Origin of the sequence: Ruegeria sp. PrR005 (assembly GCF_010500245.1) — a bacterium.
GTDB lineage: Bacteria > Pseudomonadota > Alphaproteobacteria > Rhodobacterales > Rhodobacteraceae > Ruegeria_B > Ruegeria_B marisflavi.
Map to the genome: position 1 here is coordinate 265,444 of NZ_JAAGOX010000022.1, position 13,516 is coordinate 278,959.

The 13,516-nt window shown below is 64.7% G+C and carries 17 protein-coding genes; 12 read left to right on the forward strand and 5 right to left on the reverse strand.

Annotated elements, in window-relative coordinates; genetic code table 11:
• Nucleotides 1-65 precede the first annotated feature (65 nt).
• From G0P99_RS13770 to G0P99_RS13785, 4 genes are all read right to left on the reverse strand, one after another.
• Entirely contained in the window at nt 66-911 is an 846-nt protein-coding gene (locus tag G0P99_RS13770) for a flagellar motor protein MotB (RefSeq protein WP_164130738.1), read from the reverse strand.
• Between the two features lie 90 nt (nt 912-1,001).
• Nucleotides 1,002-2,027 (reverse strand): ABC transporter substrate-binding protein, encoded by a 1,026-nt coding sequence (locus G0P99_RS13775; protein ID WP_164130740.1) that lies wholly within the window; start codon nt 2,025-2,027, stop codon nt 1,002-1,004.
• Nucleotides 1,997-3,379 (reverse strand): sensor histidine kinase, encoded by a 1,383-nt coding sequence (locus tag G0P99_RS13780; RefSeq protein WP_164130742.1) that lies wholly within the window; start codon nt 3,377-3,379, stop codon nt 1,997-1,999. Before G0P99_RS13780 ends, G0P99_RS13775 begins: the two co-directional genes overlap by 31 nt.
• Nucleotides 3,376-4,041, reverse strand: coding sequence for a response regulator transcription factor (locus G0P99_RS13785; protein WP_164130744.1), 666 nt, complete (start codon nt 4,039-4,041; stop codon nt 3,376-3,378). Before G0P99_RS13785 ends, G0P99_RS13780 begins: the two co-directional genes overlap by 4 nt.
• 107 nt (nt 4,042-4,148) lie before the next feature.
• On the opposite strand from G0P99_RS13785, the gene G0P99_RS13790 reads away from it, so the two are divergent.
• From G0P99_RS13790 to G0P99_RS13800, 3 genes are all read left to right on the forward strand, one after another.
• Nucleotides 4,149-5,129, forward strand: coding sequence for a tripartite tricarboxylate transporter substrate binding protein (locus G0P99_RS13790; protein ID WP_164130746.1), 981 nt, complete (start codon nt 4,149-4,151; stop codon nt 5,127-5,129).
• A gap of 299 nt (nt 5,130-5,428) precedes the next feature.
• Nucleotides 5,429-5,923: a tripartite tricarboxylate transporter TctB family protein gene (locus G0P99_RS13795; RefSeq protein WP_164130748.1), complete on the forward strand. Its 495-nt coding sequence runs from the start codon at nt 5,429-5,431 to the stop codon at nt 5,921-5,923.
• A gap of 1 nt (nt 5,924) precedes the next feature.
• Nucleotides 5,925-7,442, forward strand: a complete 1,518-nt coding sequence (locus tag G0P99_RS13800) for a tripartite tricarboxylate transporter permease (protein ID WP_164130750.1) — start codon at nt 5,925-5,927, stop codon at nt 7,440-7,442.
• A 33-nt stretch (nt 7,443-7,475) separates the two neighbouring features.
• Here the strand turns inward: G0P99_RS13800 and G0P99_RS13805 are convergent, their stop codons facing one another.
• Nucleotides 7,476-8,813 carry a FliI/YscN family ATPase gene (locus tag G0P99_RS13805; protein WP_164130752.1) on the reverse strand — a complete coding sequence of 446 codons (1,338 nt, stop codon included), beginning with the start codon at nt 8,811-8,813 and terminating at the stop codon, nt 7,476-7,478.
• 86 nt (nt 8,814-8,899) lie between these two features.
• Here G0P99_RS13805 and G0P99_RS13810 point away from each other — a divergent pair, with 86 nt between their 5' ends.
• The 9 genes from G0P99_RS13810 to G0P99_RS13850 are packed head-to-tail and all read left to right on the forward strand — an operon-like array spanning nt 8,900 to nt 13,497.
• A complete protein-coding gene (locus tag G0P99_RS13810; RefSeq protein ID WP_164130754.1) occupies nt 8,900-9,289 on the forward strand; it encodes a FlgB family protein in 390 nt (129 codons plus the stop codon).
• Between the two features lie 12 nt (nt 9,290-9,301).
• Nucleotides 9,302-9,694, forward strand: coding sequence for a flagellar basal body rod protein FlgC (flgC, locus tag G0P99_RS13815; protein ID WP_164130756.1), 393 nt, complete (start codon nt 9,302-9,304; stop codon nt 9,692-9,694).
• Nucleotides 9,695-9,720: 26 nt separating this feature from the next.
• Nucleotides 9,721-10,011 carry a flagellar hook-basal body complex protein FliE gene (gene fliE, locus G0P99_RS13820; protein ID WP_164130758.1) on the forward strand — a complete coding sequence of 97 codons (291 nt, stop codon included), beginning with the start codon at nt 9,721-9,723 and terminating at the stop codon, nt 10,009-10,011.
• A gap of 3 nt (nt 10,012-10,014) precedes the next feature.
• The gene (locus G0P99_RS13825) at nt 10,015-10,287 is read left to right on the forward strand and encodes a flagellar biosynthetic protein FliQ (protein ID WP_164130760.1); all 273 of its coding nucleotides are present in this window, start codon (nt 10,015-10,017) and stop codon (nt 10,285-10,287) included.
• A complete protein-coding gene (locus G0P99_RS13830) occupies nt 10,287-11,000 on the forward strand; it encodes a flagellar hook-basal body complex protein (protein ID WP_164130762.1) in 714 nt (237 codons plus the stop codon). Before G0P99_RS13825 ends, G0P99_RS13830 begins: the two co-directional genes overlap by 1 nt.
• 21 nt (nt 11,001-11,021) lie before the next feature.
• Nucleotides 11,022-11,807 carry a flagellar basal-body rod protein FlgG gene (gene flgG, locus G0P99_RS13835; protein ID WP_164130764.1) on the forward strand — a complete coding sequence of 262 codons (786 nt, stop codon included), beginning with the start codon at nt 11,022-11,024 and terminating at the stop codon, nt 11,805-11,807.
• Nucleotides 11,807-12,229, forward strand: a complete 423-nt coding sequence (gene flgA, locus G0P99_RS13840; RefSeq protein WP_164130766.1) for a flagellar basal body P-ring formation chaperone FlgA — start codon at nt 11,807-11,809, stop codon at nt 12,227-12,229. The genes flgG and flgA overlap by 1 nt, the downstream gene beginning before the upstream one ends.
• On the forward strand, nt 12,229-12,966 hold the full coding sequence (gene flgH / locus G0P99_RS13845; RefSeq protein ID WP_203583097.1) for a flagellar basal body L-ring protein FlgH: 738 nt from the start codon (nt 12,229-12,231) through the stop codon (nt 12,964-12,966). The genes flgA and flgH overlap by 1 nt, the downstream gene beginning before the upstream one ends.
• Before the next feature lie 9 nt (nt 12,967-12,975).
• Entirely contained in the window at nt 12,976-13,497 is a 522-nt protein-coding gene (locus G0P99_RS13850) for a flagellar basal body-associated FliL family protein (protein WP_164130770.1), read from the forward strand.
• Nucleotides 13,498-13,516 lie beyond the last annotated feature (19 nt).

The window sequence follows — 13,516 nt, forward strand, 5'->3', positions numbered from 1 at the left end:
ACCTGATGCAACAGCTAGCGCACGACCGCTTAACACCGTTCTAACGTCTAAAATGCCGCCTATCCTTAGGGCGAGGCACTGCGCAGAAAGGTCACCTCGATCCTGTCATTGCGCGCGGCCATCGGGTTTCGGTCGGTCAGCTTTCGGTCGGCATATCCGGTAACCCGCTGAATTCGTTCCGGCTTCAGCCCCTGACCTTCGAACAGGACACGGGTGCGTTCGGCCCGTGCCATCGACAATTCCCAGACCGGACTTCGGGCCAACACCACGGGGTGCGCGCGGATATGCCCGCCCACCGCGATGCCGTTCGTGACCATGTCCGAGGCGCGAACGATAACGTTTGCAAGGTCCTTCATCAGCGCGGTCGGCCGGTCCGTGCCCTGTTCGAACAGGGGCGATTCGTCGGTCGAGAACAGCTCGACGATCAGGCCCTCGTCGGTGACCCGGGTGACGATGTGCTTGCGCAGCTGCTCGCTGACCAGGCTTTCGCCGCCGCGTCCCTGAAGGACCGCTTCGAGTGTCTTGAACTCTTCGAACGGCGCCCGGTCGCCGCCCTGCCTGTCGACCCCGGTCGACCCGCGCGAGCGTTCGGCATCGGCGCGCCTGCGGTTCACCCCGCCGGTGCCATTGGTCACCAGCGTGTTTTCCGAGAACATGCTGTCGCCGCCGAACGATCCGTCTCCGCCGCCGGACACCGGGTTGACCGGTATGGCGTCGGAGAAGTAATCGGCCAAGCCCTTGCGTTGTTTTTCTGTCGTCGCGTTCAGCAGCCACATCAACATGAAGAAGGCCATCATGGCGGTCACGAAGTCGGCATAAGCCACCTTCCATGCGCCGCCGTGGTGGCCACCGCCACCACCCGATTTCTTCCTCTTGATGATGATCGGCGCCGCATTGGAATGCGCACCCATCTCCACCACCTTCCTATTCACCCAACTACCGGGATACCAAGGCAGGCGTTAAGGGATGCATAACAGGTAAAACTCTAGCGAAAACGGCGGTCAGTCCTGCTGGACGGCATCGCCCCACTCGGTCAGGAATCGGTTCCGTTTCAGCGTGTCGAGAAACACCAGCAAGCCCGGCCCCAACTGGATCGGCCGCAGGGTCGAGCCAAGCGCCCGCACGCTTTGCGGCGGGTCCTGGAACGGGTATTCGGGCGCAGGCGGCACCGACCAGGCGGCCGCGATCAGGTGATCGGTGAAGGCGCCCGCCAGCTCCGGTTCGGTCGAGTCCTTCAGGATCACCGCCGTGCGCATCATCATGTTGGTGTATTCCTCGGGCTCAATCACCACGATACGGTCGGCCAGGTCGCGCCGGGCCCGGGCATAGCTGCCCAGCACGTTATAGGCCACGTCGATCTGGCCATTGGCCACCGCCTCGATCATCTCGCCCGAGCAGCAGTAGAGTTTCACCCGCAGGCTTCCCAGAACCTCCATCAGCCGCCAGAAGCTTTCGGCGGTGCGCGCGTCTTGGGTGGCAAAGAGATAGCCCAGGCCGCTGACCGCCACGTCATAGGTTCCGACCCGGTCGCGGAACTTGTCCGGGTCGCGGCGCAGCACGTCGATCAGCTCTTGTCGCGTGCGCGGCGGGGCGATGCCGGAAAATGCGGCGCGCGAGATCACGATGGCGGCGGTTTCCTGGGAAAAGGCAAACACATGGTCGCGCCAGTTGGCCCAGTCGGGCACCATCGGTGTCCAGGCCGACCGGTGCGCGCGGGTGAACCCGTCATTGGCCAGCTTGACCTGAAGGTCCATGGCCGAAGACAACGTCATGTCGAACCGCTCACCCTCGTCCGCGATGGCCTGCATCACCTGGGCGCTGCTGGCCACGGTATAGTCGATGGCGACACCGGGCCGGGCGCGCAGAAAGCTGTCGATCAGCGGCCGCAGAATGTCGATATCGGTGGTCGACAGCACGCGCAGAACCCGGCCGTCGGCCGGGCCAAACCGTTCGCGGCCCTCGATTTCAAAGGCCGAGACGGCACAGGCCCAGAGGATCAGGCAGAGGGAAAGACCAGCGTGACGCATGCTCCGGCTCCGTCTTGAGTGTTTCTTATCTCCAGCCGCCCGCCATGAGCCTCGGCCACTTCGCGGGCGATGGTCAGGCCCAGGCCCGAGCCCACCGTGCCCTCGGCATTGCGGCCGCGCACGAAACGTTCGGTCAACTGGTCAAGCTGATCGGTCGGGAAGCCGCCGGCCTGATCGCAGATGGCAACCGTCTGCATCCCGCCTTCGGTGTTCAGCGCGACCCGGACCAGGCTTTCGTCGGGGGCGTATTTGATCGCGTTGTCCAGCAGATTACGCCCGGCATTCTGCACCAGGATCGGATCGCCCAGGATCGGATGCGGCGCGGTCGCCTCCAGCACCAGCGTGATGTCCTTGAGATCGGCCACCGGGCGCAGGCGATCGACAAGTTCGTGCATCAGTTCGGTCAGGTCGACGGGGCTGCGCTCCAGGCTGTCGACCCGGAAACTGACCATGGCATGGTCCAGCAATTGTCCGGCGGCGCGCGAGCTTTCGTCGATGGCGCGGATCATCTCGCGCAGGGCGGCGCGGTTTTCGGGCCGCTCGATCCGGTGCAGTGTGTTCTCGGCCTGGGTCCGCACGGTGGCCAGCGGGGTGCGCACGCGATGCGCGGCCTCGGCGATGAAGTCCTCGGACCGGGAAAGTGACAGGCGCAGCCGATCGATGAAACTGTTGAGAGACGAGACAAGCGGCGCCATTTCCGCAGGCACCGGGCGGGCCACCGGGCGCAGGTCCTTGGGCCCGCGGCGTGCCACCATCCCGGCCAGGTCGCGCAGCGGCCGGATCGAGGATTGCGCTGCCCAGACCGCCAGCAGAACCGCAACCGCAAAGAATCCCGCCCCCAGCATCAGCGCGGTCCGCGACAGGGCGTCCAGCCGTTCGACCTGACCGGTGCGGGTTTGCGCGACCGAGATCGCCAGATGGGTCGGCACGCCATTCAGCGACAGCCGTCGAACCGCGGTCGCCATGCGCACGCTTTCCCCCTTGTAGTCCAGCGTTTGGAACAGCGGTTCGTCATCGCCCGGCTGCGGATCGGGCATCGGCAGATCCGGATAGCCGGTCAGGGTGTCCCGCCCCAGCACCACCCGATAGAACACCCGATCGTCGCTGACATTGCTCAGCATCGACAGCGCGGCATAGGGCAGGTCCACCGTCACCTCGCCCGACCGGACCGAGACCGCATCCATGATCGAGGTGGCCGAGGCCAACAGGATCCGGTCGTGGGTCTCTTCGGCCAGATCCCGGGTGAAGGTCTGGACGATGACAAAAAGCAGCGCCGCCAGAACCGCCGCGCTGCCGACCAGTTGCAAAGTCAGCCGCCGCCGGATCGAACCGCTGAGGCGGACGCCGCTCATGCCAGCCGCATCCGGTAGCCCAGGCCGCGTTCGGTGACGATCTCGACCCCGGAACCGGCGATCTTTTTCCGCAACCGGCCGACATAGACCTCGATGGCGTTTTCCGAGACATCCTCGTCATAGGAAAACAACCGGTCCACCAGCCGGGCCTTGGACAGGATCTGATCGGGAGCGGCAAGGAACGTTTCGAGCAGGCGCAGTTCCTTGTTGCGGAGCGCGACAGGTTGGCCGGCCACTTCGAGCGTGCCGGCCAAAGGGTCGAAAGTGAGCGCGCCGATTCGTTTCTGATTCGACGAGCGGCCGCCGCGACGGCGCAGAACGGCCCGGCAGCGGGCTTCGAGCTCGGAAAAATCGAAGGGTTTTGTCAGGTAGTCGTCGGCGCCCAGATCCAGCACTCCAACCCGGTCCGATACTTCGGACCGCGCGGTCAGCACGATCACAGGCGTTTCGTTCTGACCGTCGCGATGCGCCTTGAGGAAGCTGCGGCCGTCGCCGTCCGGCAACATAATATCCAGCAAAATCAGATCGTAATCTGTCGTGATCACAAATGATTCGGCGGTGTCGATATCAGCGGCATGATCGGCGACATGCCCATCCAGGCGCAACCGGTCAAGGATGGCCGCCGCCAGGCTCTGATTGTCTTCGACCAGCAGAAATCGCATCCGTCCCCCTCCTTTCCGACCTTGCCCGCGACAGGTTGGTGTCAGCTTGGCATGGCTTTCCTTTCACATGGGCGACCGAAACTCGCTTTGTCAAACGGGAGGACAAGATGACGAAACTGAACCTGACCCGCCGGGTCATGATGGCCGCCGCATCGGCGGCATTTGCCTTTTCCACGCCGGCTTTGGCCGAACCTGTGGTCGACAGCATCCATTTCCTCGTTCCGGGCGGCGCTGGCGGCGGCTGGGACGGCACCGCGCGCGGCACCGGCGAGGCGCTGACCGCAGCGGGTCTGGTCGGTACCGCCAGCTATGAAAACATGTCCGGCGGCGGCGGCGGCAAGGCAATCGGCTACCTGATCGAAAACGCCGCCTCGAACCACGGCACGCTGATGGTCAACTCGACCCCGATCATCATCCGCTCGCTGACCGGTGTCTTTCCGCAGAACTTCCGCGACCTGACCCTGGTCGCCGGAACCATCGGCGACTATGCCGCCATCGTGGTAGGCAAGGACAGCCCGGTGAATTCGATGAGCGACCTGCTCGCCGCCTATGACGCCAACCCGAGCGGCACCGCCATCGGTGGCGGTTCGGTGCCCGGTGGCATGGACCACCTGGTCGCGGCAATGGTGATGGAGGCCGCGGGTAAGGACGCGCTGGCGGTGAAGTACATCCCCTATGACGCGGGCGGCAAGGCGATGGCGGCACTGCTCTCGGGCGAGATCGCGGCGCTCAGCACCGGTTTCTCCGAAGCGATCGACCTGGCCAATGCCGGCGAAGTCAAGATCATCGGCGTCACCTCGGATGACCGGGTCGCCGCCTATCCCGATGCGCCGACGATGAAGGAGCAGGGGATCGAGACGACCTTTGTGAACTGGCGCGGTTTCTTTGGCGCCCCCGGCCTGCCGGAAGACCGGCTTGCCGCCTATCAGGACGTGATTGCCAAGATGTATGACACCCCCGAATGGGAAGCCGTGCGCGCCCGCAATGGTTGGGTCAACATCCACAACAGCGGCGACGATTTCCGCGCCTTCCTGGAAAAGCAGGAACAGCAGATCGGCGACCTGATGCGTAAGCTGGGTTTCCTGTAACCCAAAGGTGCGGCTGCGCCGCGCTTGTTCGTGATGTGCGAGGGTTCCACCCTCGCGCTCCCGGGATATTTGAAGCAAGAGGAAGGGGAGAGCGCCCGGCCCTCCCCTCCACCGAAGAAGCATAACCTTCCCTTTGCACGGTCATCGGCTTCCCAGCCTGTACCGTGAACCAAGCCTGCGGGATCAAGGTTAACATTGTCTTTCCTCTTGCAGAAAATATCCCGGGGGAGTCGCCCGGCACGGGCGGCGGGGGCAGCGCCCCCATACCCGCCTCAACCCAACACACCCCGGAGGATCTTATGGCACTCGACCGCTGGATCGCGCTGGTCATCCTGATGATCTGTCTTGCCTATGGCTATGCCGCCTTCTTCACCATGGACGCGGGCCTTGCCCCGTTCATGAAACGCAACCCGATCTGGCCCAGCACCTTTCCCAAGATCCTGTCGGTCCTGGCGGTTCTGACCGCCTTGTCGATCCTGCTGGGGCTCGAGAAGGGCGCGGCCGATCCCAAGCCGATGGACATCAACTATCGCCGTCTGACCGATTACAAACTTGGGCAGGCCCTGGCGCTGCTGGGCCTGATGGTGGCCTATGCGCTGCTGCTCCGGCCGCTGGGTTTCCTGCTCTCGACGCTGGGATTTCTGAGCGTCGGCGCCGTGATCCTGGGTGAGCGGCGGTTCCATATCCTGCTGCCGGTGGCCGCAGCGGCGGCAGGCATCGTGTGGTACCTGGTTCAGGTCGTGCTGGGGATCTTCCTCAGCCCCTGGCCTGTTTTCCTGACAAACGGAGGCTGACATGCTCGAAGGTATCCTGATCGGTCTGGGCACTGCCTTTTCGATCACAAACATCCTCATGGTCATCGGAGGCTGCCTGATCGGCACGTTCATCGGCATGTTGCCGGGGCTGGGGCCGATGTCGATCATCGCCATCATGATCCCGGTCGCCATCTCCATCGGCGACCCGTCGGCGGCGCTGATCCTGCTGGCGGGCGTCTATTATGGCGCGATCTTCGGCGGATCGACCTCGTCGATCCTGATCAACGCGCCTGGTGTCGCCTCGACCGTGGCGACCAGCTTTGACGGTTATCCGCTGGCGCGGCAGGGCAAGGCAGGCAAGGCGCTGACCGTGGCCGCGATCTCCAGCTTCTGTGGCGGCACCATCGGGGCGATCCTGCTCATGGTGTTTGCGCCGGCGCTGGCCTCGGTCGCGCTGCTCTTTCATTCGGCCGAGTATTTCGCGCTGATGGTGGTGGGGCTCAGTGCCATTGCCGCCTTTGCCGGATCCGGTCAGGTGGGCAAGGCGCTGTTGATGACGCTGTTGGGTCTGATCATGGCCACGGTGGGCGAGGGTGCGCTGTTCAACATGCCGCGCTTCACCATGGGTGTCATGGACCTGCAATCGGGCTTTGGTTTCATCACGCTGGCCATGGCCATGTTCGCCCTGCCCGAGGCGATCTATCTCGTGCTCGACCCGTCCCGCTCGGCCCAGGGCGGCGAGGGCGGCGAGATCAAGGATCTGCGCATCACCCGGGACGAGGCGCGCACCATCGCGCCGGTGATCGGGCGGCAGTCGATCCAGGGGTTCCTGATCGGCGTGTTGCCGGGCGCGGGCGCGACGATCGCCAGTTTCCTCGGCTATGCGGTCGAGCGTAACATCGCCACCAAGGAAGAGCAGGAGGAATTCGGCAAGGGCTCGCTCAAGGGGCTGGCAGCGCCGGAAACCGCCAACAACGCGGCCTGCACGGGGTCTTTCGTGCCGCTGCTGACTCTGGGTATTCCCGGCTCGGGCACTACGGCGATCCTGCTTGGAGCGCTGATTGCGCTGAACGTCACGCCCGGGCCCCGGCTGATGCTGGACGATCCGCAGATCTTTTGGGCGGTGATCATCTCGATGTATCTGGGCAACCTGATCCTGTTGATCCTGAACCTGCCGCTGATCCCCTATATCGCCAAGGTTCTGGCGGTCCCGCGCACCTTCCTGATCCCGTTCATCCTGTTCTTTACCTTGATGGGGGCCTATATCGGCCAGAACAATGCCACCGAGCTTCTGATCCTTGTCGGCCTTGGCGTTTGTGCCACCGTGCTGCGCTTTGCCGACTATCCGCTGGCACCGTTGCTGATCGGGTTCATCCTGGGCTCGATGCTGGAAAACAACTTTGCCCGCGCATTGCAGCTTTATGACGGGTTGGGGTTCATTCTGGAACGGCCGATGACGCTGGGCCTGCTGGCGCTTGCGGTCATCCTTGTGGTGCTGCCCAGCTATCGCGCCCGCCGCGCGCGGCTCAGGGCCGAGGGGGTGGCGGACGCCGACTAAGACACTGGAGAGGCCCCGGCACGCCGGGGCCTGTCACTTTCTGGGGCCGGATTTGGCCCGGCGCAGGATCAGTTGCAGGCGCGAGAAACTGTGTTCGATCCCCTGCGGGTCGGCCCGGGCCAGGAAACTGTCCAACTCCGGCCACAGCCGCACCGCCTGATCCAACAACGGATCCGACCCTTCGGCATAAAGCCCGGCCTTGATCATCACCTCGGACTGTTCATAGGCGCCCAACAGGCGTCGCGCCTCGGCGATCAGCTCGTTCTGTTCGGGCGTCGCGGCGGCAGGCAGGCTGCGCGAGACCGAGCGGCCCACATCGATGGCCGGAAAGCGCCCGCGCTCGGCAATCTCGCGGCTCAGCACGATATGCCCGTCGAGCACGCCGCGCAGGATGTCGGCCACGGGTTCATCCATGTCCGACCCGGCCACCAGCACGCTGAACACGCCGGTAATGTCGCCCTGTTTCGCGATGCCCGGCCCCGCGCGTTCGCACAGGCCCGTGATCAGCGGCGTCACCGAGGGCGGATAGCCGCGCAGCGCCGGCGCCTCGCCCATGGCGGCCGAGATCTCGCGATGCGCCTCGGCGAAACGGGTGATCGAATCGGCCAGGAACAGCACGTTCAGCCCCTCGTCGCGCAGCGCCTCGGCGACGCTCATCGCCGCCCAGGCGCAGCGGCGCCGCACCAGTGCCGACTGATCCGAAGTGGCGGCGACCACCACGGACCGAGCCATGCCGTCGCGGCCCAACGCCTTGTCGACAAACTCGTTCACCTCGCGGCCGCGTTCGCCGATCAGGGCCACCACCACCGCATCCGCCTGCATCGAACGCGCAAGCGTCGCCATCAGGCTGGATTTGCCCACGCCCGAGCCTGCAAACAGGCCCACACGCTGGCCGCGCACGATGGGCAGCAAGGTGTTGAGCGCCGACAGCCCGGTCGCTATCCGCGCGCCCATTGGTTTGCGCTGCACCGCAGGCGGCGGCGCGGCCATCAGATCGCGGGCCTTTCCCCCGCGCAGCAGTGGGCGGCCATCGAGCGGCCGACCGAACGGGTCGATGACCCGGCCCAGCCAGTGTCGGCCGGGCGAGAATGCGGGGATCTGGTGCAGCACCACCCGGTTACCCATCGCCACGCCCTCGGGCGCGCCGTCGGGCAGCATGTTCACGATCCCATCCTCGACCTGCAACACCTCGCCCCACAAGGCGGCGCCAAAATTGCGCTTAAGCTCCAGCCGGTCGCCGATCTGTGCCTTGCTGGAGAGGCCCTGGATGCGGATCACTCCGCGCGCCACGCCTATCACCCGGCCCACATGGCGGACCAGGCTGAGATCGTCAAAGGCCGCTTTGAGCGCGCGCAGATCGGGTGCCGTCATCGGGGGTCTCCTTCTCTTCCCTGACAACGGTTTCTAAACGAATCGGGGTTAAGCCTTGATTGAAATTGATCGAGGGAGAAGCCCCGATGTTCTCGGACTTGAACGTCTTTAAGATGGCGTACGCCATGGCAACACATGCGGGTCAGCGACAGGCTGTCGTGGCGGGGAACATGGCCAATGCCGACACGCCCGGATACCGCGAGCGCGACATTACGGGGTTTGCCGAAACATATGCTGGAACCGGAGCCGAGCGCCCGATGCAGGCGACGCGCGACCGTCACCTGAACGGTGCGGGGCAGGCCAGCCAGAGCTGGGAAACCTTCGAAACCGACGCGCCGGGTGATCCCAACGGCAACAATGTCAGTGTCGAAAACCAGATGCTCAAGGCCGTCGAGGTCAAGCGCCAGCACGACCGCGCGCTGGCGATCTACAAATCCTCGTTGAACATCCTGCGCGTCGGCCTGGGCCGCGCCTAAGGAGGTTTCGAGATGAGCGAATTTTCCAAATCCCTTGCCGTCACCGCCAGTGCGCTGAACGCCCAGGCCACCCGCCTGCGTCATGTGTCCGAGAATATCTCGAACGCCGACACGCCGGGATACCGGCGCAAGACGGTCCCGTTCGAAACCGCCCGCGACCCCGACCAGGGTACCGATCTGGTGCGCACCGGCCGGGTAAAGCTCGACCGGCGCGACCTGCCCGAGATCTTCGACCCGTCGCATCCGATGGCCGATGACACCGGTCATTACAAAGGGTCGAACGTCGATCTGATGATCGAGATCGCCGACGCCCGCGAGGCCCAGCGCAGCTATGAGGCCAATCTGAAGCTTTTCGATCAGGCACGGCAGATGTCGTCAGGCCTGATGGATCTTCTCCGCAAGTAACGACAGAACTCAGAAGGACAGCCAGAATGGATATCCGCTCCCTTTCCGCCGCCCAGGCATATGCCTCTGCGCGCCCCGCAACTCAGGCAGATCCCGCCACGGAGAGTGCTTCGCAAGGGTTGCGCAACACCTTCCGCGACTTTGCCGCCACCCTGCAACACAGCGAGGATACCGCCAAGGCGGCGATGATCGGCCAGGCCGATCCGCATGCGCTGGTGCAGGCGCTGGCACAGTCGGAACTGGCGGTGGAAACCGCCGTCACCGTGCGCAACAAGGTGGTAGAGGCCTATCAGGAAATCCTGAGGATGCCGGTCTGAGCCATGATGACCGAGGGGCTGTTCTTTGACACGGTGCGGCAGGGGTTGTGGATCGCGGTCATCACCTCGTTCCCCATCCTGGCGGTCGCGCTGGTCACCGGGGTCGCGGTGGGCCTGTTCCAGGCCCTGACCTCGATTCAGGAAATGACTCTGACCTTTGTGCCGAAACTGGCGGCCATCGTCATCGTGTTCTGGATCTCGATGGGTTTCATGGCGCAGACGCTGGTCAACTACTTCACCACCACGCTGATACCCCTGATCGCAGGAGGCTACTGATGGGAGCCGCAAGCTATTCGATCCTGTCCCGGCAGGCTGGTCTGATGAACGAGACCCGGGTGATCGCCAACAACATCTCCAACGCCGCCACGACCGGTTTCCGGCAAGAGGGGCTGGTATTCTCGGAATTCATCCGCGACACGCGCGGCGATGGTTCCCTGTCGATGGCGCGCGGCCAGGTCCGCAACACCTCGCAGCAGCAGGGGGTCCTGTCCCAGACCAACGGCGATTTCGATCTGGCGATCGAGGGGGATGGGTTTTTCCTGCTGGAAACACCCGGCGGCGAACGCCTGACGCGGGCCGGTACCTTTGTTCCCAATGCCCAGGGCGATCTGGTCAATCCCGACGGATACCGGTTGATGGATGCCAACGGCGCGCCGATCTTCGTACCGCCGGATATCGACGGGATCACGGTCGGGGCTGATGGCACCGTCAGCGGCGGTGGCCGCCTGCTGGGCCAGATCGGGCTCTATCAACCGGTGGACGTCATCGGGCTGATCCGCGAGGGCGGGGTGATGTTCCGCGCCGAGGGCGGGGTGGAACCGACCGAGGGCGCAACCATCCTGCAAGGGTTTCTCGAAGGCTCGAACGTGGACGCCATCGACCAGATGACCCGGATGATCGAGATCCAGCGCGCCTATGAGCTTGGGCAGAGTTTTCTTGAAACCGAAGACCAACGCATTCGCAACGCGGTCGACACGCTGTTGCGCTGATCCAGAAAAGAGGAGCCTGATATGCGCGCCCTGAAAATCGCCGCCACCGGAATGACCGCCCAGCAGATGCGGGTCGAGACCATCTCGAACAACCTCGCGAACATGAACACCACCGGCTATAACGCGCGGCGGGCCGAGTTTGCCGACCTGCACTACCAGCAGGTCTCGCGCGCGGGCACGGTGAACGCGGCGGACGGCACCGTGCTGCCCACCGGGGTGCAGCTGGGGCTGGGGGTGCGCCCGGCGGCGGTGACCGTACACCTGCAACAGGGTGCGCTGTCGGCCACCGGTAACGACCTGGATCTCGCCATCGAAGGGCGCGGTTATCTTGAAGTGACGCTGCCCTCCGGGCAGTCGGCCTATACCCGTGACGGGGCGTTGAAACGCTCGGCCGAGGGGTTGGTGGTTACCTCCGAAGGTTACGCCGTGGCGCCCGAGATCACCATTCCGACCGATGCGCGCTCTTTGTCGATCAATGCCGGGGGCGAGGTCTATGCCTATTTCGACGATACCGCCGAAGGGCAGCTCTTGGGCCAGATCACTCTGGTGAGCTTTGCCAATGCCAAGGGCCTCGAGGCGGTTGGCGGCAACCTGTTCAAGGAGACCGAGGCCTCGGGCAATCCGATTGTCGGCAACCCGGGCGAAGACGGCCTGGGCACCCTGCGGCAAGGGTACCTGGAGGACAGTTCTGTCGACGCGGTGCGCGAGGTGACCGAGCTGATCGAGGCGCAGCGCGGATACGAGATGAATGCCAAGGTGATTTCGGCGGTGGACCAGATGATGAGCGCCACCACACAGGTGCGCTGATGCGTACCCTGGCCCTGGCCCTGGCCCTGGCGCTCTGCCTGCCACAGGCGGCGACGGCCGAGATCCTGGTGCCGTCGCGCACGATCCGCGCCAAGGCGATCATCGGCCCCGAGGATCTGGTGCTGAAATCCGTGGACATGGCAGGGGTCTATGCCGACCCGTCCGAGGTTGTCGGGCAAGAGGCGCGCGTCGCCCTCTATCCCGGTCGGCCGATCCGCTACGACGATATCGGCCCGCCCGCCATCGTCGACCGCAACGACCTGGTCACGCTCTATTTCGATCGTGGTTCGCTGGTCATCTCGACCGAAGGCCGCGCCCTGGGGCGCGGGGCCGCGGGCGATGTGATCCGGGTCATGAACCTGAGTTCCCGAACCACCGTCTCCGGGCAGATCCGCCCGGACGGCTCCATCGAGGTGAAATGATGCTCCACTCCCGCCCTGTTCCGCGCCTGATCGCCCTTGCCCTGGTCCTGTCCGCCTGCGGACGGGCCGACCATCTGGGCAAGGCGCCAAGTTTCACGCCCAACACCGAGTCGCCTGAACAGGTGGCAATGCTCTGGCCCGGTCTGCCGCTCTATACCCAGCCGCAGCGCACCGTCGACCGCGCCTCGCTGTGGAGCGGCGGGCAAAGCTCGCTCTTGGGTGACCAGCGGGCGATGAAAAAGGGCGATATCCTGACCGTGGTGATCGAGATCGACGAAAAGGCCGAGATCTCGAACGACACCAACCGCTCGCGCTCGGGCTCCGAGAGCCTGTCGGTGCCGGGCCTCTTCGGCCTGCCGCAGCGGATAGACGAACACCTGCCCGAAGGCGCTTCGCTGGACGAGGCGGTCTCGGTCGATTCCACCAGCGCCTCGGGCGGTCGGGGCTCGGTCAAGCGCAAGGAGAAGCTGACCCTGAGGGTTGCGGCCACCGTGGTGGACGTGCTGCCGAACGGGGTCCTGTCGATCTCCGGCTCGCAAGAACTGCGGGTGAATTTCGAACTGCGCGAGCTTTTGGTATCGGGATTTGTCCGGCCCGAGGACATCTCGCGCCAGAACGAGATCACCTATGACAAGATCGCGTCGGCCCGGGTTTCTTATGGCGGGCGCGGCCAGATCACCGATGTGCAGCAACCGCGCTATGGCCAGCAGGTGCTGGACATGGTCCTGCCGTTCTGAGGGGGCGCGATGCTGGGAAAACTTCTTCCGGTCCTGATGCTGGTCCTCGGAGTCGGCGCGGGGATCGGCGCGGGCATCGCGCTGGGCCCCAAGGGGTCCGGCGCTGGCAACCAGGCCGAAACCGCGGCCAAGCCGCCAACCGAGGACAGCCATGGCAAGCCCCCGAGCGATCACGCCAGCGACAAGGGCGAGGGCGCCGAGGCGAGCGGCAACGAATATGTCAAGATGAGCAAGCCCTTTGTGGTGCCGCTGGTCAGCAATGACCGGGTCGCCGGGCTGGCCACCGTAACGCTCAGTCTCGAAGTGAAGACCGGGTTCTCGGACAATTTCTTTGCCAAGGAGCCCAAGCTGCGCGACGGTTTCCTGCGGGTGCTGTTCGACCATGCCAATATCGGCGGCTTTGATGGCGCCTTTACCCGGCCGGGCACGCTCGACCCGTTGCGGGTCGCGTTGCGCGAATCGGCGCAAATGACCTTTGGCGATCAGATCGTCGAGGTGCTGATCGTGGATATCGCGCGTCAGGATTCCTGACGCGCCCGGGCCGGTCGTT

Excerpts from the sequence above, each read along its gene's own strand:
- G0P99_RS13770 (WP_164130738.1), bottom strand. The coding sequence starts at position 911 with ATGGGTGCGCATTCCAATGCGGCGCCGATCATCATCAAGAGGAAGAAA.
- G0P99_RS13775 (WP_164130740.1), bottom strand. The coding sequence starts at position 2,027 with ATGCGTCACGCTGGTCTTTCCCTCTGCCTGATCCTCTGGGCCTGTGCC.
- G0P99_RS13780 (WP_164130742.1), bottom strand. The coding sequence starts at position 3,379 with ATGAGCGGCGTCCGCCTCAGCGGTTCGATCCGGCGGCGGCTGACTTTG.
- G0P99_RS13785 (WP_164130744.1), bottom strand. The coding sequence starts at position 4,041 with ATGCGATTTCTGCTGGTCGAAGACAATCAGAGCCTGGCGGCGGCCATC.
- G0P99_RS13790 (WP_164130746.1), top strand. The coding sequence starts at position 4,149 with ATGACGAAACTGAACCTGACCCGCCGGGTCATGATGGCCGCCGCATCG.
- G0P99_RS13795 (WP_164130748.1), top strand. The coding sequence starts at position 5,429 with ATGGCACTCGACCGCTGGATCGCGCTGGTCATCCTGATGATCTGTCTT.
- G0P99_RS13800 (WP_164130750.1), top strand. The coding sequence starts at position 5,925 with ATGCTCGAAGGTATCCTGATCGGTCTGGGCACTGCCTTTTCGATCACA.
- G0P99_RS13805 (WP_164130752.1), bottom strand. The coding sequence starts at position 8,813 with ATGACGGCACCCGATCTGCGCGCGCTCAAAGCGGCCTTTGACGATCTC.
- G0P99_RS13810 (WP_164130754.1), top strand. The coding sequence starts at position 8,900 with ATGTTCTCGGACTTGAACGTCTTTAAGATGGCGTACGCCATGGCAACA.
- flgC (WP_164130756.1), top strand. The coding sequence starts at position 9,302 with ATGAGCGAATTTTCCAAATCCCTTGCCGTCACCGCCAGTGCGCTGAAC.
- fliE (WP_164130758.1), top strand. The coding sequence starts at position 9,721 with ATGGATATCCGCTCCCTTTCCGCCGCCCAGGCATATGCCTCTGCGCGC.
- G0P99_RS13825 (WP_164130760.1), top strand. The coding sequence starts at position 10,015 with ATGATGACCGAGGGGCTGTTCTTTGACACGGTGCGGCAGGGGTTGTGG.
- G0P99_RS13830 (WP_164130762.1), top strand. The coding sequence starts at position 10,287 with ATGGGAGCCGCAAGCTATTCGATCCTGTCCCGGCAGGCTGGTCTGATG.
- flgG (WP_164130764.1), top strand. The coding sequence starts at position 11,022 with ATGCGCGCCCTGAAAATCGCCGCCACCGGAATGACCGCCCAGCAGATG.
- flgA (WP_164130766.1), top strand. The coding sequence starts at position 11,807 with ATGCGTACCCTGGCCCTGGCCCTGGCCCTGGCGCTCTGCCTGCCACAG.
- flgH (WP_203583097.1), top strand. The coding sequence starts at position 12,229 with ATGCTCCACTCCCGCCCTGTTCCGCGCCTGATCGCCCTTGCCCTGGTC.
- G0P99_RS13850 (WP_164130770.1), top strand. The coding sequence starts at position 12,976 with ATGCTGGGAAAACTTCTTCCGGTCCTGATGCTGGTCCTCGGAGTCGGC.